The organism is Streptomyces roseoverticillatus (assembly GCF_000719265.1).
Classification (GTDB): domain Bacteria; phylum Actinomycetota; class Actinomycetes; order Streptomycetales; family Streptomycetaceae; genus Streptomyces; species Streptomyces roseoverticillatus.
In genome coordinates this window covers 58,754-82,183 of record NZ_JOFL01000010.1, presented here as the reverse complement: position 1 = coordinate 82,183, position 23,430 = coordinate 58,754, and the positions used below count along the sequence as shown (strand labels likewise).

The window sequence follows — 23,430 nt, the reverse complement described above, 5'->3', positions numbered from 1 at the left end:
GAGGGTCAGCCGACGGAGCCTTCCATCTGCAGCTCGATCAGCCGGTTGAGCTCCAGCGCGTACTCCATGGGCAGCTCCCGGGCGATCGGCTCGACGAAGCCGCGCACGATCATCGCCATCGCCTCGTCCTCGGACAGACCCCGGCTCATCAGGTAGAAGAGCTGGTCGTCGCTGACCTTGGAGACGGTCGCCTCGTGACCCATGGAGACGTCGTCCTCGCGGACGTCGACGTAGGGGTAGGTGTCCGACCGGGAGATGGTGTCCACGAGCAGCGCGTCGCACAGCACGTTCGACTTCGAGCCGTGAGCGCCCTCGCCGATCTCGATCAGACCGCGGTAGGAGGTGCGGCCACCGCCACGCGCCACCGACTTGGAGACGATGTTGGAGGAGGTGTTCGGCGCCATGTGGACCATCTTGGCGCCGGCGTCCTGGTGCTGGCCCTGGCCGGAGAAGGCGATGGACAGCGTCTCGCCCTTGGCGTGCTCGCCCATCAGGTAGACGGCCGGGTACTTCATCGTCACCTTGGAGCCGATGTTGCCGTCGACCCACTCCATGGTCGCGCCCTCGTAGGCCACGGCACGCTTGGTGACCAGGTTGTAGACGTTGTTCGACCAGTTCTGGATCGTCGTGTAGCGGCATCGGCCGCCCTTCTTCACGATGATCTCCACGACCGCGCTGTGCAGCGAGTCCGACGAGTAGATCGGAGCCGTGCAGCCCTCGACGTAGTGAACGTAGGCGTCCTCGTCGACGATGATCAGCGTCCGCTCGAACTGGCCCATGTTCTCCGTGTTGATACGGAAGTAGGCCTGGAGCGGGATGTCCACGTGGACACCCTTGGGGACGTAGATGAAGGAGCCGCCGGACCACACGGCGGAGTTCAGCGAGGCGAACTTGTTGTCGCCGACCGGGATGACCGTGCCGAAGTACTCCTGGAAGAGCTCGGGGTGCTCCTTCAGGGCCGTGTCGGTGTCCAGGAAGATGACGCCCTGCTCCTCCAGGTCCTCACGGATCTGGTGGTAGACGACCTCCGACTCGTACTGGGCGGCGACACCGGCGACGAGACGCTGCTTCTCGGCCTCCGGGATGCCCAGCTTGTCGTAGGTGTTCTTGATGTCCTCCGGCAGGTCCTCCCAGGAAGCGGCCTGCTTCTCGGTGGAGCGGACGAAGTACTTGATGTTGTCGAAGTCGATGCCGGAGAGGTCGGAGCCCCAGGTCGGCATGGGCTTCTTGTCGAAGAGCTTCAGGCCCTTCAGGCGCAGCTTGAGCATCCACTCCGGCTCGGACTTCTTGGCCGAGATGTCGCGGACGACCGCCTCGGAGAGGCCGCGCTTGGCTGCGGCACCGGCCACGTCGGAGTCGGCCCAGCCGTATTCGTACGTGCCCAGGCCTTCGAGCTCAGGGTGGGCAGTCTCCGTGGGGAGAGTCATGCGGGGTTCCTCCCGGCCGTGCTGGCGGATGCTGTGGTGGTCTTGGTCTTGCTCTTCGGGATGAACGTCGTGCACACCCCGTCGCCGTGGGCGATGGTGGCAAGACGCTGCACATGTGTCCCGAGCAGGCGGGAGAAGACCTCGGTCTCCGCCTCGCACAGCTGCGGGAACTGCTCGGCGACATGGGCGACCGGGCAGTGGTGCTGGCAAAGCTGTTCGCCGACCGGCGCGCTACGCGCCGTAGCAGCGTACCCGTCCGCGGTCAATGCCCTGGCAAGGGCCTCGGTGCGTGACTCGGGTGCGGCGGCCTCGAGCGCCTTGCGGTAGCCCTCGGCCTGGGCGGCCATGCGGGCCCGGGCGAAGGCCGCGACGGCGGCCTCGCCCATCTCCCCGCCGCCGGCGGCCTGCGCGATCCAGCGCAGGGCGTCACCGGCGAGTTGGTCATAGGCCTGGTCGAAGGCGTCGCGGCCGCAGTCGGTCAGCGCGAAGGCCTTGGCGGGGCGGCCGCGGCTCCGGGCGCCGTAGACCCGCTTCTCCCGGGGCTCGACGACGCCCTCGGCGACGAGGGTGTCGAGGTGGCGGCGCACGGCCGCCTGGGTGAGCTCCAGGCGGAGCGCGAGCTCGGCCGCGGTGGACGGGCCGTGGTCGAGGATGGAGCGGGCCACGCGGTTGCGGGTGCCGCGCTGCTCGTCATGGCCGTGCTCGCGGCGGTCCTCGAGCCCGGGCGCAGGCTGCTGCGGCCCGGCGGCCGCGGATCCTTCCGGACCGGCCGCGGGGCCCTGTGGAGCCTCGCCCGCGTATTTCACAACACCATTGTTGCGTAATTACCCGGAGGCCGACAAGCCTCGCCCCCACCGGCCGGCGGTGTCCTCGATCACTAAGGGTCACCTAACCGGTACCCGTCGATCTTGCTCGCGGGCCCGTGGTTCCGGGCTCCCCCGGGAGCCCCTCCTCGGACGGGTTCCACCCCGGGGCCTCCGGGGACACGCCCGGCTTCGTAGACTTCGCGCCATGCGCAGCGTCTTCCCGGGGGACACCCCCGAGGCCCCGGACCGGCCCGCGGTCGAGGTTCGCGGGCTGGTGAAGCGGTACGGACCGAAGGCCGCGGTGGACGGGCTCGACCTGTCCGTCGCCCGGGGCGGCCTCACCGCCGTCCTCGGCCCCAACGGAGCCGGCAAGACCACCACGATCGAGACCTGCGAGGGCTACCGCCGCCCCGACGCGGGCACCGTCCGCGTCCTGGGGCTCGACCCCGTCGCCGACGCGGCGAAGCTCCGCCCCCGCGTGGGCGTCATGCTGCAGAGCGGAGGGGTGTACGCGGGGGCGCGCGCGGAGGAGATGCTGCGCCACGTCGCCGCCCTCCACGCCCACCCCCTGGACGTGCCCTCCCTCATAGAACGGCTGGGCCTCGGCAGCTGCGGCCGGACGGCCTACCGGCGGCTCTCCGGCGGTCAGCAGCAGCGCCTCGCGCTCGCCATGGCCGTCGTCGGCCGCCCCGAGCTGGTCTTCCTGGACGAGCCGACGGCCGGCCTGGACCCGCAGGCCCGGCACGCCACCTGGGACCTGGTGCGCGAGCTGCGCACCGACGGCGTCACCGTCGTCCTCACCACGCACTACATGGACGAGGCCGAGGCCCTGGCCGACGACATCGCCATCATCGACAGCGGCCGCGTCATCGCCCAGGGCAGCCCCGAGGAGCTGTGCCGGGGCGGCGCGGAGAACACCCTGCGCTTCAGCGGCCGACCCGGCCTGGACCTCACCTCGCTCCTGAAGGCCCTGCCCGCCGAGTCCACGGCGGCGGAGCTGACCCCGGGCACGTACCGCGTGGGCGGCCGCATCGACCCGCAGCTGCTCGCCACGGTGACCACGTGGTGCGCGCAGAACGGCGTCATGCCGGACCGCATAGCGGTCGAGCGGCACACGCTGGAGGACGTCTTCTTGGAGCTGACCGGTAAGGAGCTGCGGGCATGAGTGATGTGATCTCGGCGAGCAGCGGGACCTTCGCCCCGCGGCCCGGTGCCGCGCCCGTCTCCCGGATGATCCGCGCGCAGGCCGCGCTGGAGACCCGCATGCTGCTGCGCAACGGCGAGCAGCTGCTGCTGACCGTCGTCATCCCCACGCTGCTGCTGGTGCTCTTCAGCGCCGTCGACATCGTCGACACGGGTGAGGGCAAGGCCGTCGACTTCCTCGCCCCGGGCGTGCTGGCGCTGGCGGTGATGTCCACGGCGTTCACCGGCCAGGCCATCGCGACCGGTTTCGAGCGCCGCTACGGCGTCCTCAAGCGGCTGGGCGCCTCGCCGCTCCCGCGCTGGGCGCTGATGACGGCGAAGACGTGCTCGGTGCTGGTCACCGAGGTGCTGCAGGTCGTCCTCCTGACGGTGATCGCCTTCGCGCTGGGCTGGTCGCCGCAGGGCAACCCGTTCGCGGTCCTGCTGCTGCTCGTGCTGGGCACGGCGGCGTTCTCGGGGCTGGGGCTGCTGATGGCCGGCACGCTGAAGGCCGAGGTGACGCTCGCCGCGGCGAACCTCGTCTTCCTCCTGCTGCTGGTCGGCGGCGGCGTGATCGTGCCGATGGAGAAGTTCCCCGGCGGGGTGCGGGCGGTGCTGGAGCTGCTGCCGATCTCGGCGCTCTCGGGCGGCCTGCGGGACGTCCTGCAGCACGGCGCGGGCATGCCCTGGGGCGACCTCGGCATCCTCGCGGTGTGGTCGCTGCTGGGCCTCGGGGCGGCGGCGAAGCTCTTCCGCTGGGAGTGAGGGCGGGGCGGAGGGACACGGGGCGCTCCCTCATGCCGCCTTTCTCCCGGGGAGACGACTCCCCCGGGGCCCCTCGTGAACGCGTGCACAAGCTCCCCTTTACGATGAGCCCGTGCCGAAAACGCTGAACCCCCTCCAGATCGTCGCCGACCGCTGGCAGCCGTCCGCGCGCTTCGTCGAGCGAGCGGCCCTCGCCTGCGTGGTGATGGGCGTGGTCATCGTGGTGACGGGCGGCGCGGTCCGGCTCACCCAGTCGGGGCTCGGCTGCCCGACGTGGCCCACCTGCACCGAGGACAGCCTGACGCCCACCCCGGAGATGGGCATCAACGGCGTCATCGAGTTCACCAACCGCATGCTGACGTACGTGCTCTGCGCGATCGTCGGCGTGGCGATCGTGGCGGCACGCGCGCGTGCCCCGCGCCGCCGCCCCCTGACGCGGCTGGGCTGGGCCCAGTTCTGGCTGATCGCGAGCAACGGCATCATCGGCGGCATCACCGTCCTGACGGGCCTCAACCCGTACATCGTCGCCCTGCACTTCCTGGCGGCGACCGCGCTGCTGACGGTGGCCGTGGTGATGTGGCACCGCTCGGCCGAGGGCGACGACGCGCCGCGCGACCTGGTGGCGCGTCCCGTGCGGCAGCTCAGCTGGGTCCTGGTCGTGGCGACCACCGTGCTGATCCTGGTCGGCACGGTCGTCACCGGCTCCGGCCGGCACGCGGGCGACGCCTCGAAGAACGTCCACCGCATCCCGCTGGACTGGCGCGAGGTCACCCAGCTGCACGTCGACTTCGTCTACATCGTGGTCGGCCTGACGATCGCCCTGTGGTTCGTGCTGCGGGCCGTGAAGGCCCCGGCCGTGCCGCGCCGCCGGACCGTCGAGCTGTTCGCCGTGCTGATGTTCCAGGGCGTCATCGGCTACGTGCAGTACTTCAACGACGAGCCCGAGGTCGTCGTCGGCGCCCACATGTTCGGCTCCTGCCTGGTGTGGATCGCCGTGCTGCGGGTCTTCCTGTCGCTGCGCGACCGCGGCGAGCAGCCCGTCGTGCCCGCCCCCGCGGACGGGCACGAGGCCGTCCCGGCTCAGCCGGCCGGCGCGTCCAGCCGGTAGATCCTGCGGGCGGTGCCGGCCGCGACGAGCGAGGCGATCCTGCGCGCGTCCGCCCGCCGGCACCAGCCGTCGGCCACCCAGTCGCTCATCAGCCGGTCCATGGCCTGCGAGAACGACCGGGCGGCGACCACGTAGAGCTCCGCCGGGCCGCGCGCGCCGGAGGAGAACAGCAGCTTGCCGAAGGGCGCCTCGCGCAGCGTCTCCTCAGGAAGCCGCCCCACGTCCGCGTAGACGTGCGGGAAGGCCCCGGCGAGCTGCGCGGCCTCCCGTTGGTGCCAGGGGTCCGGCAGCAGCACCAGATCGCATCCCAGGCCCGCCGTGGCCCGCAGGAAGCGGGTCAGCCGCAGCGGGTCGGAGCAGTGCAGCTGGACGGGGAGCCCGGCGGCGAGCGCGCTCCACAGCAGGTGACGGGCGAGGACGGGGTCGTCCAGCCGGCCGCCCGGGCGGCGCGACCGCAGCCACTGCCCCGCGGCCTTGCGCACCTCCGCCAGGCCCGGCGGGCTCCCGTCGCAGAAGGGGAGGCCGCAGGCGAACGCGATGGCGCTCCGGGCGGCCGCGTAGAGCGCCTCGGCCGCGTACGCGGTGAAGGAGTCCGCGCTCCCGGAGGTGTCCGCGACCTGCTCGGCGAGCGCTTCGAGCCGGACGACCTCGTGCGCGCTGCCGTCGGCGGCCCCGGCGAGCTCGGCGGCCGACGTGAGGGCGCTCGGCTCCCCCGTCTCCAGCAGGAACGTGCCGATGCCGGCGCCGCGCAGCAGCAACTGCCCGGCGCGGTAGGCGCCCAGCTCGCGCCGGCGGGCCAGATAGCGGACGGGCGAGCAGTGCGGGTCCAGGCCGAGGAGCGGCGGGCACCAGCGGCGCAGGGCGAGCCCCGTGCGGCTGTCGAAGAAGGACGTGCCGGGCGGGGCCGGGCCCGCGGCGCCCGCGGCCGCGGCCAGGTGCGCCTCGAACCCGCCGAGTCCCAGCTCGCCGTGGACCGCGCCGTGGCTGTGCTGGTCGACGAGCGGCGGCATGCCGTCCATCCGCCCCCCTCGTACCGTCCCCGCCCCGAGCGGCGCGCGTGCGGCCGCTCCCCGGGGGTCTAACGGCCGAGGGGCCCGTCAGTTATCGGTTCGGCCGCCGGGTCAGCCGGCGGCGGGGTTGGCCGGGCCGCCGACCTGGATGCCGGCCATGCGCGACCACTCGTACGGGCCGGTGCGGACCTTGGCGGCGAGCTCGCCGTCGAAGTCGTCGTGGAGGGTCAGCCCGGCCTTCTCGGCGGCCTTCTGCGCGACGTCCAGGGAGGGGGCGACGAGGTTGCCCCATTCGCCGTCGGCGCCCACGAGGGCGATCCGTACGGTGCCGCGGGCGATGTGGGCCAGCTGGCCGTCGGCGGAGCCGCCGTGGCCCTTGGCAAAAGCGTCGATCTGACGGGCGAGCCGGGCGGCCTTGCGGTCCGCCCGGGCGTCGGGTGCGGCCTTCTCGGCCGTGCCGTCCTGCGGGGTGGTGTCATCTGCCATGCCGCAGATGCTACCCACCAGTAATTAACGAAGGAAGGGATCCACGGCCACCGCGACGAACAGCAGCGACACATACGTGATGGACCAGTGGAAGAGCCGCATCTCCTTGAGCTTCGCGCCCGTGATGCCGGCGTTGGCGCGAAGCTGCAGGGCGTGCGCCTCCTTCAGCCAGAAGGCGCCCAGCGCGGCCGCGACGACCGTGTAGAACCAGCCGGTGTAGCCGAGCGGCTGCAGGGAGAGGGAGATGAGGACCATCACCCAGCTGTAGAGGACGATCTGCTTGGCGACCGCCTTGTTGCCCGCGATGACGGGCAGCATCGGCACGCCCACGCGCTCGTAGTCGTCCTTGACCTTCATCGACAGCGGCCAGTAGTGCGGCGGCGTCCAGAAGAAGATGACCAGGAACAGGACGACGGCGGCCCAGGACACGGAGTTCGCGACCGCCGACCAGCCGATGATGACCGGCATGCAGCCCGCGATGCCGCCCCACACGATGTTCTGCGCGGTGCGCCGCTTGAGGATCATCGTGTAGACGACGACGTAGAAGGCGTTGGCGCCCAGGGAGAGCATCGCCGACAGCGGGTTGACCAGGAACCAGAACCACAGGGTCGAGCCCACCGTCAGCGCGGAGGCGAAGACCAGGCACTCCTTCGGGGAGACCATGCCGGTCACCAGCGGGCGCTGCGACGTGCGGTCCATCAGGGCGTCGATGTCGCGGTCGTACCACATGTTGAACGCGCCGGCGCCGCCCGCGGACAGGTAGCCGCCGATACAGGTGGCCAGGACCAGCCACAGGTCGGGCACGCCCTGTGCCGCGAGGAACATCACCGGCACGGTGGTCATCAGCAGCAGCTCGATGACACGCGGCTTGGTCAGCGCCACGAACGCCTTGGCACGGGCTCCGAACGGCCGGTGACCGGGGCTTTCGGTAAGCTCCCCCACTGCCTTAAAGGCGTGGGAGGTACCCCCACCCGCAGGACGGGATTCGACGGCCGTCACGCACACCCCTGACAGAGATAAGGCCAGCAAGCACATCCGGGCCGGAAAGCCCGGTAAAGACTTGCGCGTACCACGCCACTTTAGACGCAGGCGATGGCACGGCCTCCGCCGGGGTGGGTCGTGTTGAGGGCGCGCGCAACGGATCACGGACGCCTCGCCGCGCGCCCCGGGCACCGCCGCGGAGCTCCCCGGACATGACGCAACGGTCGTCTTCGGGAGGCGGGCGGGCGCGCCGCCCGGCAGGCTGGACACAGGGCGCCGCACCCGCGGCGGGAATCCCTGCCGCCGCGATTCGGTTGCCCGCGAACGGGCAGCCGACTGTACGTCGAAAAGATGCGCGTCCCCGCAGGGGTAGGCTCGGGCACGCCGCGTCGTGGCGGAACATACCGCCCCCGGCAGACAAGACCATGTGGAGAGGAGCCCTGATCCAAGGGTGAGCACCAAGCCGACCACCACAGACCTCGAATGGACCGAACTGGACCAGCGGGCCGTCGATACCGCCCGCGTCCTGGCCATGGACTCCGTGCAGAAGGTCGGCAACGGCCATCCGGGCACGGCCATGAGCCTGGCGCCCGCCGCCTACCTGCTGTTCCAGAAGATGATGCGGCACGACCCCAATGACGCGGACTGGACCGGTCGCGACCGCTTCGTCCTCTCCCCCGGCCACACCAGCCTGACGCTGTACGTCCAGCTCTTCATGGCGGGCTACGGCCTGGAGCTGTCGGACCTGAAGTCCTTCCGCACCTGGGACAGCAAGACCCCCGGCCACCCGGAGCACGGTCACACCCGTGGCGTCGAGACGACGACCGGCCCGCTGGGCCAGGGCATCGCCAACGCCGTGGGCATGGCCATGGCCGCCCGCTACGAGCGCGGCCTGTTCGACCCGGAGGCCCCCGAGGGCACCTCCCCGTTCGACCACACCATCTGGGCGATCGTCTCCGACGGCGACCTGGAGGAGGGCATCTCCGCCGAGGCCTCCTCGCTCGCCGGCCACCAGAAGCTCGGCAACATCGTCGCTCTGTACGACGACAACCACATCTCGATCGAGGGCGACACCGAGACCGCCTTCTCCGAGGACGTCCTGGGGCGCTACGAGGCCTACGGCTGGCACGTCCAGCGCATCGAGCAGGCCGCCAACGGCGACTTCGACATCCACGCCCTGCACGCGGCCCTGAAGGCCGCGCAGGAGGAGACCGAGCGCCCCTCGATCATCGCCGCGCGCACGATCATCGCCTGGCCGGCCCCGAACGCCCAGAACACCGAGGCCTCGCACGGCTCGGCGCTGGGTGCCGAGGAGGTCGCCGCGACCAAGCGCGTCATGGGCTTCGACCCCGAGCAGGACTTCCAGGTCGAGGACGAGGTCTTCAGCCACGTCCGCAAGGTCGTCGACCGCGGCCGCGAGGCCCACGCCACGTGGGACAAGCGCCTCCAGGAGTGGCGTCAGGCCAACCCGGAGCGCGCCGAGGAGTTCGACCGCATCGTCGCGGGCGAGCTGCCCGACGGCTGGGAGAAGGCCCTCCCGGTCTTCCCGGCCGGCAAGGACGTCGCCACCCGCAAGGCGTCGGGCGAGGTCCTCAAGGCGCTGGGCGGCGTGCTCCCCGAGCTGTGGGGCGGCTCCGCCGACCTCGCCGGCTCGAACAACACCACGATCGACCCGTCGTCGTCCTTCCTCCCGAAGGGCAACCCGCTGCCGGAGGCCAACCCCTACGGCCGCACGATCCACTTCGGCATCCGCGAGCACGCCATGGGTTCGACCATGAACGGCATCGCGCTGCACGGCAACACCCGTGTCTACGGCGGCACCTTCCTGGTGTTCTCCGACTACATGCGCCCGGCCGTGCGCCTGGCCGCGCTGATGAAGCTGCCGGTCACCTACGTGTGGACGCACGACTCCATCGGCCTCGGCGAGGACGGCCCGACCCACCAGCCGGTCGAGCACATGGCCGCCCTGCGCGCCATCCCGGGCCTGAACATGGTCCGCCCGGCCGACGCCAACGAGACGGCCATCGCCTGGCGCGAGATCACCAAGCGCCACACCGTCAAGCCCGCGCCGCACGGCCTGGCCCTCACCCGCCAGAACGTCCCGACGTACGAGGCCAACGAGGGTGTGGCCAAGGGCGGCTACGTCCTGTTCGAGGCCGAGGGCGGCCGCCCGCAGGTGATCCTGATCGGCACCGGCTCCGAGGTCCAGCTGGCCGTCGAGGCCCGCGAGCAGCTCCAGGCCGAGGGCATCCCGACCCGCGTGGTCTCCATGCCGTCCGTCGAGTGGTTCGAGGAGCAGGACCAGGCGTACCGCGACGGCGTGCTGCTGCCGGACGTCAAGGCCCGCGTGGCCGTCGAGGCGGGCATCGGCCTGACCTGGCACCGCTACGTCGGCGAGGCCGGCCGCATCGTGTCGCTGGAGCACTTCGGCGCCTCCGCCGACTACAAGGTGCTCTACCGCGAGTTCGGTCTGACCACCGAGGCCGTCGTCGCGGCCGCGCGCGAGTCGATCGAGCACGCCGACGCCGCCCGCCGCTGACGCCCCTTTACGAGCAAGTAGGAGATGCAGAACCCATGACAGACGCACTCAAGCGCCTCTCCGACGAAGGCGTCGCGATCTGGCTGGACGACCTGTCCCGCAAGCGCATCACGTCCGGCAACCTGGCCGAGCTGATCGACCAGAGCCACGTCGTGGGCGTCACGACGAACCCGTCGATCTTCCAGAAGGCGATCTCCAGCGGTGAGGGCTACGAGCAGCAGCTCGCCGACCTCGCGGCCCGCAAGGTCACCGTCGACGAGGCCATCCGCATGATCACCACGGCGGACGTCCGCGACGCCGCCGACATCCTGCGCCCGGTCTTCGACGCCACGGACGGCCAGGACGGCCGGGTCTCGATCGAGGTCGACCCGCGCCTCGCGCACAACACCAAGGCCACCGTCGCCGAGGCCAAGCAGCTGGCCTGGCTGGTGGACCGCCCCAACACGCTGATCAAGATCCCGGCCACCAAGGCGGGCCTGCCGGCGATCGCCGACGTGATCGGCAAGGGCATCAGCGTCAACGTCACGCTGATCTTCTCCCTCGAGCGCTACCGCGCGGTCATGGACGCCTACCTGACCGGTCTGGAGCAGGCCAAGGCCGCGGGCCTGGACCTGTCCCTGATCCACTCGGTCGCGTCCTTCTTCGTGTCCCGCGTGGACAGCGAGATCGACAAGCGCCTGGACGCCCTCGGCACCGACGAGGCCAAGGCGCTGCGCGGCAAGGCCGCCCTCGCCAACGCCCGCCTGGCCTACCAGGCCTACGAGGAGGTCTTCTCCTCGGACCGCTGGGCCACCCTGGAGAAGGCCGGCGCCAACAAGCAGCGTGCGCTGTGGGCCTCGACCGGCGTCAAGGACCCGGCCTACAAGGACACGCTGTACGTGGACGACCTGGTCGCCCCGAACACGGTCAACACCATGCCGGAGGCCACCCTGGAGGCCACGGCCGACCACGGGCAGATCACCGGTGACACCATCCGCGGCACGTACGAGCAGGCCAAGGCCGAGCTCGACGCGCTCGCGAAGCTCGGGATCTCGTACGACGACGTCGTGCAGCTCCTGGAGGACGAGGGCGTCGACAAGTTCGAGCAGTCCTGGAACGACCTGCTGAAGTCCACCGAGGCGGAGCTCAAGCGCCTCGCCCCGGAGGCGTGAATTGAGCACAAGCAGCAATCCGCTGCGTGACGCTCTGGACCGACGGCTCCCGCGCATCGCGGGGCCGTCGGGCCTGGTCATCTTTGGCGTCACGGGCGATTTGTCCCGGAAAAAGCTGATGCCGGCGGTGTACGACCTCGCCAACCGCGGTCTGCTGCCGCCGGGCTTCTCGCTCATCGGCTTCGCGCGCCGCGACTGGGAGAACGAGGACTTCGCCCAGATCGTCCACGACGCCGTCAAGGAGCACGCCCGCACGCCCTTCCGCGAGGAGGTCTGGCAGCAGCTGGTCCAGGGCTGCCGGTTCGTGCAGGGCGACTTCGACGACGACGAGGCCTTCGAGAAGCTCAAGAGCACCGTCCACGAGCTCGACCAGGCCCAGGGCACGGGCGGCAACTTCGCCTTCTACCTCTCGGTGCCGCCGAAGTGGTTCCCCAAGGTCGTCCAGCAGCTCAAGAAGCACGGCCTGGCCGACCAGAAGGAGGGCTCCTGGCGGCGCGCCGTCATCGAGAAGCCCTTCGGCCACGACCTGGCCAGCGCCCAGGAGCTCAACCGGATCGTCCACGAGGTCTTCCCGACCGAAGAGGTCTTCCGGATCGACCACTACCTCGGCAAGGAGACCGTCCAGAACATCCTGGCGCTCCGCTTCGCCAACACCCTCTTCGAGCCGATCTGGAACCGGTCCTACGTCGACCACGTGCAGATCACCATGGCCGAGGACATCGGCATCGGCGGCCGCGCCGGCTACTACGACGGCATCGGCGCCGCCCGCGACGTCATCCAGAACCACCTCCTCCAGCTGCTCGCGCTGACCGCCATGGAGGAGCCCGCCTCCTTCGACGCGGACGCGCTGGTCGCCGAGAAGACCAAGGTGCTGGGCGCCGTCCGACTGCCCAAGGACCTCGGCAAGGAGACCGTCCGCGGCCAGTACGCGCACGGCTGGCAGGGCGGCGAGGAGGTCGTCGGCTACCTGGAGGAAGACGGCATCGACCCGGCCTCCAAGACCGACACCTACGCCGCGATCAAGCTGGAGATCGACAACCGCCGCTGGGCGGGCGTCCCCTTCTACCTGCGCACCGGCAAGCGCCTGGGCCGCCGCGTCACCGAGATCGCGGTCGTCTTCCAGCGCGCCCCGCACTCGCCCTTCGACCACACCGCCACCGAGGAGCTCGGGCAGAACGCCCTGGTCATCCGGGTGCAGCCGGACGAGGGCGTCACCATGCGGTTCGGCTCCAAGGTGCCCGGCACCCAGATGGAGGTCCGGGACGTCTCGATGGACTTCGCCTACGGCGAGTCCTTCACCGAGTCCAGCCCCGAGGCCTACGAGCGGCTCATCCTCGATGTGCTGCTGGGCGACGCCAACCTCTTCCCGCGCCTGAAGGAGGTCGAGCTGTCCTGGCAGATCCTCGACCCCATCGAGGAGTACTGGGACAAGAACGGCAAGCCCGCGTCCTACCCCGCCGGCACCTGGGGCCCGGCCGAAGCGGACGAGATGCTCGCACGAGACGGACGGAGCTGGCGCCGGCCATGAAAATGGACCTCACGGACACCACGTCCAGCAAGATCAACCACGCCCTGGTCCAGGGCCGCCGCGCGATCGGCACCCCGGCCGTCGGCATGGTGCTCACCCTCGTCATCGTCACCGACGAGGAGCACGCCTACGACGCGCTCAAGGCCGCCAATGAGGCGTCCCGCGAGCACCCCTCGCGCAAGCTCGTCGTCATCAAGCGCGTCAGCCGCTCCCCGCGCGACCGCGCCAAGGCCCGCCTCGACGCCGAGGTCCGCGTCGGCACCTCCGCCGGCACCGGCGAGACGGTCGTCCTGCGGCTCTACGGCGACGTGATAGACCACGCCCAGTCGGTCGTCCTGCCGCTGCTGCTGCCGGACGCCCCCGTCGTCGTCTGGTGGCCGGTCTCTTCCCCGGTCGACCCCCACGAGGACCCGCTGGGCGCCCTCGGCCAGCGCCGCGTCACCGACGCGTACGCCGCCGAGGACCCCGTCAAGGAGCTGTCGGCCCGCTCGGCGCACTACACGCCCGGCGACACCGACCTCGCCTGGGCCCGGATCACGCCGTGGCGCTCCATGCTCGCGGCCGCCCTGGACCAGCAGCACGCCGGCGTCGTCTCCGCGGAGGTCGAGGGCGAGGGCTACAACCCCAGCGCCGAGCTCCTCGCCCTCTGGCTCGCCGACCGCCTCGGCGTCCCGGTGCGCCGCACCGTCTCCGACGGCCCCGGCCTCACCGCCGTCCGCCTGGAGACGAAGAACGGGCCCGTCGTCCTGGACCGCCCGGACGGCTCCCTGGCCACGCTCTCCATGCCCGGCCAGCCCGACCGCGCCGTCGCCCTCCAGCGGCGCGAGACGGCGGAGCTCCTCGCGGAGGAGCTGCGCCGGCTCGACCCGGACGACATCTACCAGTCCGCCCTCAAGTACGGGGTGGACCGGCTGAACGACGCGCCGGCCGCGGCGCCCGCCGCCGCGAAGGCGCCGGCTGCCGAGGCCGCCGGGGCACCGGCCGCTGCCGAGGCTCCGGCCGCCGAGGAGAAGGCCGCCCCGGCCTCCGCCCCGGCCAAGAAGGCCGGCGGCAAGAAGGCGGCCGGCAAGTGAGCACCCCGCAGATCGTCGTCCACCGGGACAAGGAGCTGATGGCTCAGGCCGCCGCGGCCCGGCTGATCACGAAGATCGTCGACGCCCAGGCCGCCCGCGGCTCGGCGTCCGTGGTCCTCACCGGCGGGCGCAACGGCAACGGGCTGCTCGCGGCCCTCGCCGCGGCGCCCGCCCGGGACGCGGTCGACTGGTCCCGGCTCGACCTGTGGTGGGGCGACGAGCGCTTCCTGCCCCAGGGCGACCCGGAGCGCAACGCCACGCAGGCCCGCGAGGCCCTGCTCGACGCCGTGGACCTCGACCCGGCGCGGGTGCACTACATGCCCGCCGCCGACGGCACCCACGACGACGCGGACGCCGCGGCCGAGGCCTACGCGGCGGAGCTGGCCAAGGCCGCCCGCCCCGAGGACCACGGTCCCGTGCCGTCCTTCGACGTGCTCCTGCTGGGCGTCGGCCCCGACACGCACGTCGCGTCCCTCTTCCCCGAGATGCCGGGCGTACGGGAGACCGAGCGCACGGTCGTGGGCGTCCACGGCGCGCCCAAGCCGCCGCCGACCAGGGTCTCGCTGACCCTGCCGGCGATCCGCGCGGCGCGGGAGGTCTGGCTGCTCGCCGCGGGCGAGGACAAGGCGAACGCCGTTGCGCTCGCGCTGAGCGGTGCGGGCGAGATCCAGGCCCCGGCCGCGGGCGCGTACGGTCGCAGCCGCACGCTGTGGCTGCTGGACGCGGCCGCGGCGGCACGGCTGCCGCGGGGCTTGTACCCGCCGGCTTCGCCCTGACGGTACGCACGACGCATGCCGACGGCCCGGCTCCCGTTCTCGGGGGCCGGGCCGTTGTCTTGGCACCGCCGCCATGGTGGCTGAGCACCGCTGCGGCGGAACTGGAGGGCGCAAGCGCACCCTCCACCCGGTGCAGGATGCCCTGCATCCTTCGAACCGCCGCCGCGGCGCGCAACCACCGTCAACGTCTCCGGCGGTGCCGGACCCGCCTCAGGCCACGGCCTAGCGGCCCCGCAGCTCGCGGTAGCGGGCGACCAGGGACGCCGTCGAGGCGTCCAGGCCGGAGACCTCCGCACCCTCCGTCAGCGCAGGCTCGACCCGCTTCGCGAGGACCTTCCCCAGCTCGACACCCCACTGGTCGAAGGAGTCGATGTTCCAGATCGCACCCTGGACGAACACCTTGTGCTCGTACAGGGCGATCAACTGCCCCAGCACCGACGGCGTCAGCTCGCTCGCGAGGATCGTCGTCGTCGGGTGGTTGCCGCGGAACGTCTTGTGGGGGACGAGCTCGGCGGGAACGCCCTCCGCCGCCACCTCCTCCGCGGTCTTGCCGAAGGCGAGCGCCTGGCCCTGGGCGAAGAGGTTGGCCATCAGCAGGTCGTGCTGGGCCACCAGCCCGGGCAGCAGGTCGTCGACCGGCTTGGCGAAGCCGATGAAGTCCGCCGGGATCAGCTTCGTGCCCTGGTGGATCAACTGGTAATACGCGTGCTGGCCGTTCGTGCCGGGGGTGCCCCAGACGACGGGCCCGGTCTGCCAGCTGACGGGCCGTCCCTCACGGTCGACCGACTTGCCGTTGGACTCCATGTCCAGCTGCTGCAGGTACGCGGCGAACTTCGACAGGTAGTGGCTGTAGGGCAGGACCGCGTGCGACTGGGCGTCGTGGAAGTTGCCGTACCAGACGCCCAGCAGGCCGAGCAGCAGCGGAGCGTTCTCCTCGAAGGGCGCCGTGCGGAAGTGCTCGTCGACGAGGTGGAAGCCGGCGAGCATCTCGCGGAAGCGGTCCGGGCCGATGGCGAGCATCAGGGAGAGCCCGATGGCCGAGTCGTAGGAGTAGCGGCCGCCGACCCAGTCCCAGAACTCGAACATGTTGGTGGTGTCGATGCCGAACTCGGAGACCTTCTCCTCGTTCGTCGACAGGGCGACGAAGTGCTTGGCGACGGCGTCCTCGCCGGCCCGCAGCTCGGTCAGCAGCCAGTTCCGCGCGGAGGTGGCGTTGGTGATGGTCTCGATCGTCGTGAACGTCTTGGAGGCGACGATGAACAGCGTCTCGGCGGCGTCGAGGCCCTGCAGGGCCTCGTGCAGGTCGGCGCCGTCCACGTTGGAGACGAATCGGAACGTCAGGTCGCGGGCGGTGTAGGCGCGCAGCGCCTCGTAGGCCATCGCCGGACCGAGGTCGGATCCGCCGATGCCGATGTTGACGACGTTCTTGATGGGCCGGCCCGTGTGGCCCTTCCAGTCGCCGGAGAGCACGCGGTCGCAGAAGACCTGCATCTTGCGGAGCACGGCGTGGACGGCCGGGACGACGTTCTCGCCGTCGACCTTGACGACGGCGGACTCCGGGGCGCGCAGCGCGGTGTGCAGCACGGCGCGGCCCTCGGTGGTGTTGATCTTCTCGCCGCGGAACATGGCGTCGCGCAGCTCCGCGACGCCCGCGGCCGAGGCGAGCTCGCGCAGCAGGCGCAGGGTCTCGTCGGTGACGAGGTGCTTGGAGTAGTCCAGGTGGAGGTCGCCGACGGTGAGGGCGTACTTCCCGGCCCGCCGCGGATCGTCCGCGAAGAGCTCGCGCAGGTGCACCTCCCCCAGTTCGTCCCGGTGCTTGGCCAGAGCGTTCCACTCCGGAGTCCGGTCCAGCCTGGTGCGGTCCTCTGCGTTCATCTCGGACATCAGCCCATTCATTGTCGTAACTGCCCCGCCGCCCTCCAACCTAATTGATCAGCGGTCGGTTCGAGCGCAACGCGAAACGGCACCCACGAGGGGTGCCGTTTCGTCAGATCTCTCCGCGGAGCTTCGCGAGCGCCTCGGCCAGGATCGCCTCGCCGTCGGCGTCGCTGCGCCGCTCGCGGACGTAGGCGAGGTGGGTCTTGTACGGCTCGGTGCGCGGCGGGTCCGGCGGATTGTCCCGGTCCTGGCCTGCCGGGAAGCCGCAGCGCGGGCAGTCCCACGTATCCGGCACCTGTGCGTCGCTGGCGAAGCTCGGCTGCGTCTCGTGCCCGTTAGAGCACCAGAAGGAGATGCGGAGGCGCGGCGCGGACTCGCCCCGCTCGGCCTCACCCATCGGCCCCGCTCCGACCCGGCTTCCCCGGATCGCGTTGCCACTTGCCACGGTCGTAACTCCCTGCGTAATGGTGCTGCGGACCGTCTGAACCGACGGCTCCGCTGCGGGCGCCCCAGTCTACGTAAGGCCCAACGCGCGTCCAGTGGCAGGAGTTACAGCCCGGCCGCGAGGACGCGACCTCAATGATAGGCCGCGTTCACGACGGGACGTCAGCTATCGAGCTTCATCAGCAGGCCGAGTGCGACGATGCACGCGAACCAGAGCAGACCGACGACCACGGTGATGCGGTCGAGGTTGCGCTCGGCGACGGAGGAGCCGCCGACGGAGGACTGCATGCCACCGCCGAACATGTCGGACAGGCCGCCGCCCTTCCCCTTGTGCATGAGCACCAGCATCATCATCAGCACGCTGAAGATGATGAGGGCGATCGAGAACCCCATGACCACGGCTGGACCAACTCTCTCGGACGGTGAACGGTGAGGGGCCGGGTGGCGCGAACGCGCCGGTCCCGGCCCCGACAGGGTACGACGAGGGATGCTCCCCGTCATAGCGCTGCTACTGGTCGCGGAAGCGCACGATCTTGACGAAGTCGTCCACGTCCAGCGCGGCGCCGCCGATCAGGGCGCCGTCGACGTCCGGCTGCGCCATGATCGCGGCGATGTTGCCGGACTTGACGGAGCCGCCGTACTGGATGCGGATCTTGTCGGCGACCTCGTGGCCGTAGAGCTCGGCGAGGCGGCCGCGGATGGCCCCGCAGACCTCCTGGGCGTCCTCGGGCGTGGCGACCTCGCCGGTGCCGATGGCCCACACCGGCTCGTAGGCGATGACGATGCTCTCGGCCTGCTCGGCCGGGACGTCCTTGAGGCCGCCGTCGACCTGCGCGAGGGTGTGGGCGACCTGGCCGCCGGCCTTGCGGATCTCCAGGCCCTCGCCGACGCACAGGATCGGGGTCAGCCCGTGCCGGTAGGCGGCCTTGACCTTGGCGTTGCAGAGCTCGTCCGACTCGCCGTGGTACTGGCGGCGCTCGGAGTGCCCGATCGCCACGTAGGTGCACTTCAGCTTGGCGAGCATGGCGCCGGAGATCTCGCCGGTGTACGCGCCGGAGTCGAACGCCGAGACGTCCTGGGCGCCGTACTTGATCTTCAGCTTGTCGCCGTCGACCAGCGTCTGCACCGAGCGGAGGTCGGTGAAGGGCGGCAGGACGGCGACCTCGGTGCCCTCGTAGTCCTTGTCGGCGAGCGCGAAGGCGAGCTTCTGGACGTGGGCGATGGCCTCGAGGTGGTTGAGGTTCATCTTCCAGTTGCCCGCCATCAGCGGGGTACGTGCACTCACAGTGGTTCAGTCCTCCAGTGCGGCGAGGCCGGGGAGCGTCTTGCCCTCGAGGTACTCGAGGCTGGCGCCGCCGCCGGTCGAGATGTGGCCGAAAGCATTCTCGTCGAAGCCGAGGGTGCGCACGGCCGCGGCCGAGTCGCCCCCGCCCACGACGGTGAAGCCCGGCGAGTTCAGCAGGGCCTGCGCGACGGCCTTGGTGCCGTTCGCGTAGTCGGGGTGCTCGAAGACACCCATCGGGCCGTTCCAGAAGACCGTGCCCGCGTCGGCGAGCTTCGCCGCGTAGAGCTCACGGGTCTTCGGGCCGATGTCGAGGCCCTCCTTGTCCGCCGGGATGGCGTCCGAGGAGACGGTGTCGGGGTTGGCCGGGGCCTTGGTCTTCAGGTCCGGGAAGTCGGCCGAGACCAGGACGTCGACGGGCAGGACGAACTCGACGCCCCGCTTCTCCGCCTCGGCCAGGTACGCGAGGCAGGTGTCCTTCTGGTCCTCCTGCAGCAGCGAGATGCCGACCTCGTGGCCCTTGGCGGCCAGGAAGGTGTACGACATGCCGCCGCCGATGAGGATGCGGTCGGCCTTCTTGAGCAGGTTGTCGATGACGCCCAGCTTGTCGGAGACCTTGGCGCCGCCGAGCACCACCACGTAGGGGCGCGCGACGTCCTCGGTGAGCTTCTTCAGGACGCCGACCTCGGTGGCGATCAGGTCGCCGGCGGCGTGCGGCAGGCGCGCCGGGAGGTCGAAGACCGAGGCGTGCTTGCGGTGCACGGCGCCGAAGCCGTCGCCCACGTACAGGTCGGCCAGGGAGGCGAGGGCGTCGGCGAAGGCACCGCGCTCCGCGTCGTCCTTGCTGGTCTCGCCCGCGTTGAAGCGGAGGTTCTCCAGCAGCGTGACCTCGCCGTTCGCCAGTGCGGCGACGGTGGCCTTCGCGCTGTCGCCGACCGTGTCGGTGGCGAACGAGACCTGCTTGCCCAGGATCTCGCCGAGCCGCGCGGCGGCCGGGGCGAGGGAGAAGCGGGGGTCCGGGGCGCCCTCGGGACGGCCCAGGTGGGAGGCGACGATCACCTTCGCGCCCGCGGCGGCGAGCTTGGCGATGGTCGGGGCGACGGCGCGGATGCGGCCGTCGTCGGTGATGGTGGTGCCGTCGAGCGGCACGTTGAGGTCGGCGCGGACGAAGATCCGCTTGCCCTCGACACCGTCCTGGATGAGTTCGTCGATCGTCTTCATGCGGTGACTCCGGTACGTCCGTAGGTGGGGGCTCCGCCCCGTAGGGCGGGGCCCCTCCCAGCGGTAGCTGGGGGACAGTCATGAGACGGGGCTCGTACGACGCTCCATCGCGTCGTACGAGCCCCGTCCCCTACATCCCGATGCCTGTGATCGTACGATCAGCGGGCAGAGAGATCAGAGCTGGCCGCCGACGAAGACGGTCAGGTCCACCAGGCGGTTGGAGTAGCCCCACTCGTTGTCGTACCAGCCGACGACCTTGACCTGCTTGCCCTGGACCATCGTCAGCTGCGAGTCGAAGGTGCAGGAGGCCGGCCAGTTGACGATGTCGGAGGAGACGATCGGGTCCTCGGTGTACTCGAGGATGCCCTTGAGCTGACCCTCGGCGGCCTTCTGGAAGGCGGCGTTGATCTCTTCCTTGGTGGTCTCGCGGTCGAGCTCCAGGACGAGGTCGGTGACCGAGCCGGTCGGGACCGGGACGCGCATGGCGATGCCGTCCAGCTTGCCCTTCAGCTGCGGGAGGACCAGGGCGGTGGCCTTGGCGGCACCGGTCGAGGTCGGGATGATGTTCTCCGCGGCGGCGCGGGCGCGGCGCAGGTCGGAGTGCGGGAAGTCCAGGATGCGCTGGTCGTTGGTGTACGCGTGGACCGTCGTCATCATGCCCTTGACGATGCCGAAGCTCTCGTCGAGGACCTTGGCCATCGGCGCCACGCAGTTGGTGGTGCAGGAGGCGTTGGAGATGACGTGGTGGTTGGCCGCGTCGTACTTGTCCTGGTTGACGCCCATCACGATGGTGATGTCCTCGTTCTTGGCCGGAGCCGAGATGAGGACCTTCTTCGCACCGGCGGCGAGGTGCTTGGCGGCGTCCTCGCGCTTGGTGAAGATGCCCGTGGACTCGATGACGATGTCGGCGCCCAGCTCGCCCCAGGGCAGGTTCGCCGGGTCGCGCTCGGCCATCGTCTTGAAGGTCATGTCGCCGACAGTGATCGTGTCGTCGGTGTGGCTGACCTCGTGCTTGAGACGACCGAGGATGCTGTCGTACTTCAGCAGGTGCACCAGGGTGGCGTTGTCGGTCAGGTCGTTGACACCGACTACCTGAATGTCCGCACCCTGCTCCAGGAGCGCGCGGAAGTAGTTACGACCGATACGGCCAAAGCCGTTGATGCCTACGCGGATCGTCACGAACCGATCTCCTCGTTGGTGTGCCGGACTGTCCGCCGGCGGGCTGTTTGGGATGTCCCCGACCACCACCGACCCTACCTCTAAGAAGGTGGGGACGTGACATTGGCGTCACTGGGCCTCTGGAGCGGCTTCACCCCTTGACAGAGCGCAGGGCTGCACTAATGAGCGCGGACCTTTCGGCGGGGTCCGGGACGTGCTGCAGACCGAAGCCCAGGAGCACCGTGGCGGGGGTCGAGACGGCGGCCGCGCGGCGCGCGTCCGCCGCCGCACAAGCGTCATTACGGAGCGTGAGGCCGGTTCCGGTGCACCGGCTGTCCGTTGCGCCGTTCGTGTACTCCCCCGCGGCGGCGCTGCGGAACTGCGGGAAGCCCGCGGGCGGCAGTTCGTCGGAGATGGGGGTGTACGCGCCCGCGCCGTCGACCCGGTCGCCGGGCGCGTCGCCGAGGCGGACGCCGGTACCGGCGAGGGCGCCGGTCCCGGTGAAGCGCGCGGGGGCGGGCTGCGACGCGCGGCCGCCCGTGCCCAGGTAGTACTGGCTGAAGTCGTCGGTCTCGGCCTCGCCGACGAGGGCGTAGCCGCCCGCCTGCTTGCCCGCGGCGATGAGCTTGCCGCCCTCGTTCACGAAGTCCCGCACGGCCAGCAGGGTGGCGCCGCCGGGGCGGTTGTCGCCGGAGTACCAGACGACGCTCTTGAAGTGGCCGAGCACGCCGAGCGCGTGCGGCGCGCCCTGCGTGGCGACGTCCCAGACGGCGGCGGCGCGGCCGGCCGCGGCCAGGGCGCCGGTGTAGACGGCGGTGTGCCGGGCGGCGGCCGTCCCGCCCTCGTCGGCGATCACCAGGGTGTCGGCCTCGGGGCGGTGCGCCACGGCGTAGGTGAAGGGTTCACTGGCGGTGGGCCTCCCGTCCTGCGTCCGGCCGGTGTACCAGACCCGGACCTTCGAGCCGGGCTCGGCGCCCTCGACGTAGGCGCGGTACTCGGCGAACCGGATGCTGTCCTTGCCGCCGTAGCGGTCGCCGCCCTTCCAGGCCTCCAGCGGCGCGGAGTGCGTACGCCCGTCGTCGATGCGGTAGTTGAGGCGGCGTTCGCGCAGGCTCTTGCGGGCGGTGACGGAGACCTCCTGCTCGTCGCCGAGGGCGTAGGAGGTGGTGAAGGCGCCGGGGGTGAAGTCGGGGGCGGTGAGGCCCACGGACGAGCGCGGCCGGTCGGCGCCCTCGCGGTTGACGGCGGTCTCGGCCACGGACAGCGCGAACGGGATGTTCTTCGCGAACTCCTGCTGGATGAGCTTCTCGTCGTCGGGGAAGCTGAAGGACGACGGGCAGTCGGCCGGGTCCCAGCGGTCGTGGGGATCGGCCTCGGAGGCGGTGCGGCAGGTCGACATCTCGGGGGTGAACATCATCGTTCCGTTGACGTTCGCCGCGTGGCCGTCGGCCTCGCCGTTGGTCGTGTAGAGCTCGGAGGAGACCTGGGGGTGGTAGCCCGGGATCGCGGACTTCTCCGGGGTGCCGGCGAGCGCCTTGTACAGGACGTCGTCCGGGGTGGGCGTGGCGACCTGCCAGCCGACGCCGTAGAGCAGCAGTTCGGCCGCCGAGTGGTAGTTGACGGCGTAGCCGAAGCGGTGCTTCTTCTCGAAGGCGTCGAGCGCCCGCGTCTCCGGCTCGGAGGCGGGGGCCGGGCCGCGGTAGGTCTCGGAGCCCGGGCGGGGGGACGAACCCTCGTTGTCGTAGCCCCACTTGTAGGGGAAGTTGCGGTTGAGGTCGACGCCGTCGCCCGGGGTGATCTTCCCGTCGCCGTTGTTGTCGCGCAGGTTCTTGCGCCACAGGCGGGTGGCCGGGCTCTGGAAGGTGTAGTCGTAGCCGTCGGGGTTGGCGGAGAGGACGAACCAGAGTTCGGCGCGGTCCACGACGTCGGTGAGGCGGGCGTCCTTGCCGTAGCCGTCGAGGTAGTGGTGGAGCAGCCGCCGCGTCATCTCGGGCGTGATCCACTCCCGGGCGTGCTGGTTGGACATGTACAGCACGGCGGGCTTGCGGCCGTCGGGCTCGGTGCGGGCGTCCTTGCTGAGCTTCAGGGCGAGGATGTCCTGGCCGCGGACGGTCTTGCCGATGCTCACGACCTTGGTGAGGCCGGGGTGGGCCTTCGCGGTGTCCAGGAGCTCCTGCTGGAGGCCGCCTCTGCCGCTGTACGGGCGGAAGACGCCGTCGCCCGCGGCCTTCAGGCGCTCCTTCGTGCGCTGGGGGATCCGCTTCTCGGTGAGGCCGACGCCGCGCTCGCGCAGGTCGCGGGCCTGGCCGGGGGTGAGGTAGAGCTCGACGGAGGCCGCCTTGGTCCCTTGCGGGCGCTCGGCGAGCTCCTGGCCGTCGACGCCGGCCGCGAGCAGCAGCGGCACCTGGCCGGCGGTGATCCTGGCGGTCCAGACGGCCGGTGCGCCGTCACCGTCGCGCGCCGCGGGTGCGGCGGCGGGTTGTGCGTGGGCGAAGGGTGCCGCGGCCAGTCCGCCGAAGAGCAGCGAAGCCGCCGCGAGGACCGATCTCGTCCTGCGTCTCATGAGCCCCCCCTTGCTGTTGTCTGCCACGTCCGTGCACGGTCGCCAGACTGGA

19 protein-coding genes and 1 pseudogene are annotated in these 23,430 nt (G+C 71.0%); 8 read left to right on the top strand and 12 right to left on the bottom strand.

The genetic code is table 11. The features are described 5' to 3' along the window. Positions 1 to 5: 5 nt before the first annotated feature. Together sufB and IF61_RS0113660 are read right to left on the bottom strand one after the other, a co-directional pair. Positions 6 to 1,427, bottom strand: a complete 1,422-nt coding sequence (gene sufB, locus IF61_RS0113665; protein WP_030366624.1) for a Fe-S cluster assembly protein SufB — start codon at positions 1,425 to 1,427, stop codon at positions 6 to 8. Beyond that, positions 1,424 to 2,233 (bottom strand): helix-turn-helix transcriptional regulator, encoded by an 810-nt coding sequence (locus IF61_RS0113660; RefSeq protein WP_030366623.1) that lies wholly within the window; start codon positions 2,231 to 2,233, stop codon positions 1,424 to 1,426. Before IF61_RS0113660 ends, sufB begins: the two co-directional genes overlap by 4 nt. Before the next feature lie 205 nt (positions 2,234 to 2,438). On the opposite strand from IF61_RS0113660, the gene IF61_RS0113655 reads away from it, so the two are divergent. The 3 genes from IF61_RS0113655 to IF61_RS0113645 all read left to right on the top strand — a co-directional run bounded on the left by IF61_RS0113655 (position 2,439) and on the right by IF61_RS0113645 (position 5,288). Continuing rightward, positions 2,439 to 3,398, top strand: coding sequence for an ABC transporter ATP-binding protein (locus IF61_RS0113655; RefSeq protein ID WP_030366622.1), 960 nt, complete (start codon positions 2,439 to 2,441; stop codon positions 3,396 to 3,398). Then, a complete protein-coding gene (locus IF61_RS0113650) occupies positions 3,395 to 4,180 on the top strand; it encodes an ABC transporter permease (protein ID WP_030366621.1) in 786 nt (261 codons plus the stop codon). Before IF61_RS0113655 ends, IF61_RS0113650 begins: the two co-directional genes overlap by 4 nt. A 112-nt stretch (positions 4,181 to 4,292) precedes the next feature. Continuing rightward, a complete protein-coding gene (locus tag IF61_RS0113645; RefSeq protein ID WP_030366620.1) occupies positions 4,293 to 5,288 on the top strand; it encodes a COX15/CtaA family protein in 996 nt (331 codons plus the stop codon). Here the strand turns inward: IF61_RS0113645 and IF61_RS0113640 are convergent. The 3 genes from IF61_RS0113640 to IF61_RS0113630 all read right to left on the bottom strand — a co-directional run bounded on the left by IF61_RS0113640 (position 5,261) and on the right by IF61_RS0113630 (position 7,783). Continuing rightward, positions 5,261 to 6,307 carry an amidohydrolase family protein gene (locus IF61_RS0113640; protein ID WP_030366619.1) on the bottom strand — a complete coding sequence of 349 codons (1,047 nt, stop codon included), beginning with the start codon at positions 6,305 to 6,307 and terminating at the stop codon, positions 5,261 to 5,263. The genes IF61_RS0113645 and IF61_RS0113640 overlap by 28 nt on opposite strands. Before the next feature lie 102 nt (positions 6,308 to 6,409). After that, positions 6,410 to 6,784 carry a hypothetical protein gene (locus IF61_RS0113635; RefSeq protein ID WP_030366618.1) on the bottom strand — a complete coding sequence of 125 codons (375 nt, stop codon included), beginning with the start codon at positions 6,782 to 6,784 and terminating at the stop codon, positions 6,410 to 6,412. A gap of 24 nt (positions 6,785 to 6,808) precedes the next feature. Continuing rightward, positions 6,809 to 7,783: a heme o synthase gene (locus IF61_RS0113630; RefSeq protein ID WP_030366617.1), complete on the bottom strand. Its 975-nt coding sequence runs from the start codon at positions 7,781 to 7,783 to the stop codon at positions 6,809 to 6,811. Between the two features lie 433 nt (positions 7,784 to 8,216). Here IF61_RS0113630 and tkt point away from each other — a divergent pair, with 433 nt between their 5' ends. From tkt to pgl, 5 genes are read left to right on the top strand one after another with little or no spacing between them, the layout of a single operon-like run. Further along, positions 8,217 to 10,304 carry a transketolase gene (tkt, locus tag IF61_RS0113625; protein ID WP_030366616.1) on the top strand — a complete coding sequence of 696 codons (2,088 nt, stop codon included), beginning with the start codon at positions 8,217 to 8,219 and terminating at the stop codon, positions 10,302 to 10,304. A 35-nt stretch (positions 10,305 to 10,339) separates the two neighbouring features. Beyond that, a complete protein-coding gene (gene tal, locus IF61_RS0113620) occupies positions 10,340 to 11,455 on the top strand; it encodes a transaldolase (RefSeq protein ID WP_030366615.1) in 1,116 nt (371 codons plus the stop codon). A 1-nt stretch (position 11,456) separates the two neighbouring features. Further along, the gene (gene zwf, locus IF61_RS0113615) at positions 11,457 to 12,983 is read left to right on the top strand and encodes a glucose-6-phosphate dehydrogenase (RefSeq protein ID WP_030366614.1); all 1,527 of its coding nucleotides are present in this window, start codon (positions 11,457 to 11,459) and stop codon (positions 12,981 to 12,983) included. After that, positions 12,980 to 14,056, top strand: a complete 1,077-nt coding sequence (gene opcA / locus IF61_RS0113610) for a glucose-6-phosphate dehydrogenase assembly protein OpcA (RefSeq protein WP_030366613.1) — start codon at positions 12,980 to 12,982, stop codon at positions 14,054 to 14,056. Before zwf ends, opcA begins: the two co-directional genes overlap by 4 nt. Next, entirely contained in the window at positions 14,053 to 14,832 is a 780-nt protein-coding gene (gene pgl / locus IF61_RS0113605) for a 6-phosphogluconolactonase (protein ID WP_030366612.1), read from the top strand. The genes opcA and pgl overlap by 4 nt, the downstream gene beginning before the upstream one ends. A gap of 222 nt (positions 14,833 to 15,054) precedes the next feature. Here the strand turns inward: pgl and pgi are convergent, their stop codons facing one another. From pgi to IF61_RS0113570, 7 genes and pseudogenes are all read right to left on the bottom strand, one after another. Next, positions 15,055 to 16,707 (bottom strand): glucose-6-phosphate isomerase, encoded by a 1,653-nt coding sequence (gene pgi, locus IF61_RS0113600; RefSeq protein WP_030366611.1) that lies wholly within the window; start codon positions 16,705 to 16,707, stop codon positions 15,055 to 15,057. 112 nt (positions 16,708 to 16,819) lie between these two features. After that, a complete protein-coding gene (locus IF61_RS0113595; protein ID WP_003957010.1) occupies positions 16,820 to 17,155 on the bottom strand; it encodes an RNA polymerase-binding protein RbpA in 336 nt (111 codons plus the stop codon). A 161-nt stretch (positions 17,156 to 17,316) separates the two neighbouring features. After that, the gene (secG, locus tag IF61_RS0113590) at positions 17,317 to 17,547 is read right to left on the bottom strand and encodes a preprotein translocase subunit SecG (RefSeq protein ID WP_030366610.1); all 231 of its coding nucleotides are present in this window, start codon (positions 17,545 to 17,547) and stop codon (positions 17,317 to 17,319) included. Positions 17,548 to 17,662: 115 nt separating this feature from the next. Continuing rightward, entirely contained in the window at positions 17,663 to 18,439 is a 777-nt protein-coding gene (gene tpiA / locus IF61_RS0113585; protein ID WP_030366609.1) for a triose-phosphate isomerase, read from the bottom strand. A 6-nt stretch (positions 18,440 to 18,445) separates the two neighbouring features. Further along, the gene (locus IF61_RS0113580; RefSeq protein WP_030366608.1) at positions 18,446 to 19,657 is read right to left on the bottom strand and encodes a phosphoglycerate kinase; all 1,212 of its coding nucleotides are present in this window, start codon (positions 19,655 to 19,657) and stop codon (positions 18,446 to 18,448) included. 174 nt (positions 19,658 to 19,831) lie between these two features. Beyond that, on the bottom strand, positions 19,832 to 20,836 hold the full coding sequence (gene gap, locus IF61_RS0113575) for a type I glyceraldehyde-3-phosphate dehydrogenase (RefSeq protein ID WP_030366607.1): 1,005 nt from the start codon (positions 20,834 to 20,836) through the stop codon (positions 19,832 to 19,834). A 331-nt stretch (positions 20,837 to 21,167) separates the two neighbouring features. Beyond that, positions 21,168 to 23,378, bottom strand: a pseudogene (locus IF61_RS0113570) (M14 family metallopeptidase); the annotation flags it as partial. Positions 23,379 to 23,430: the final 52 nt, after the last annotated feature.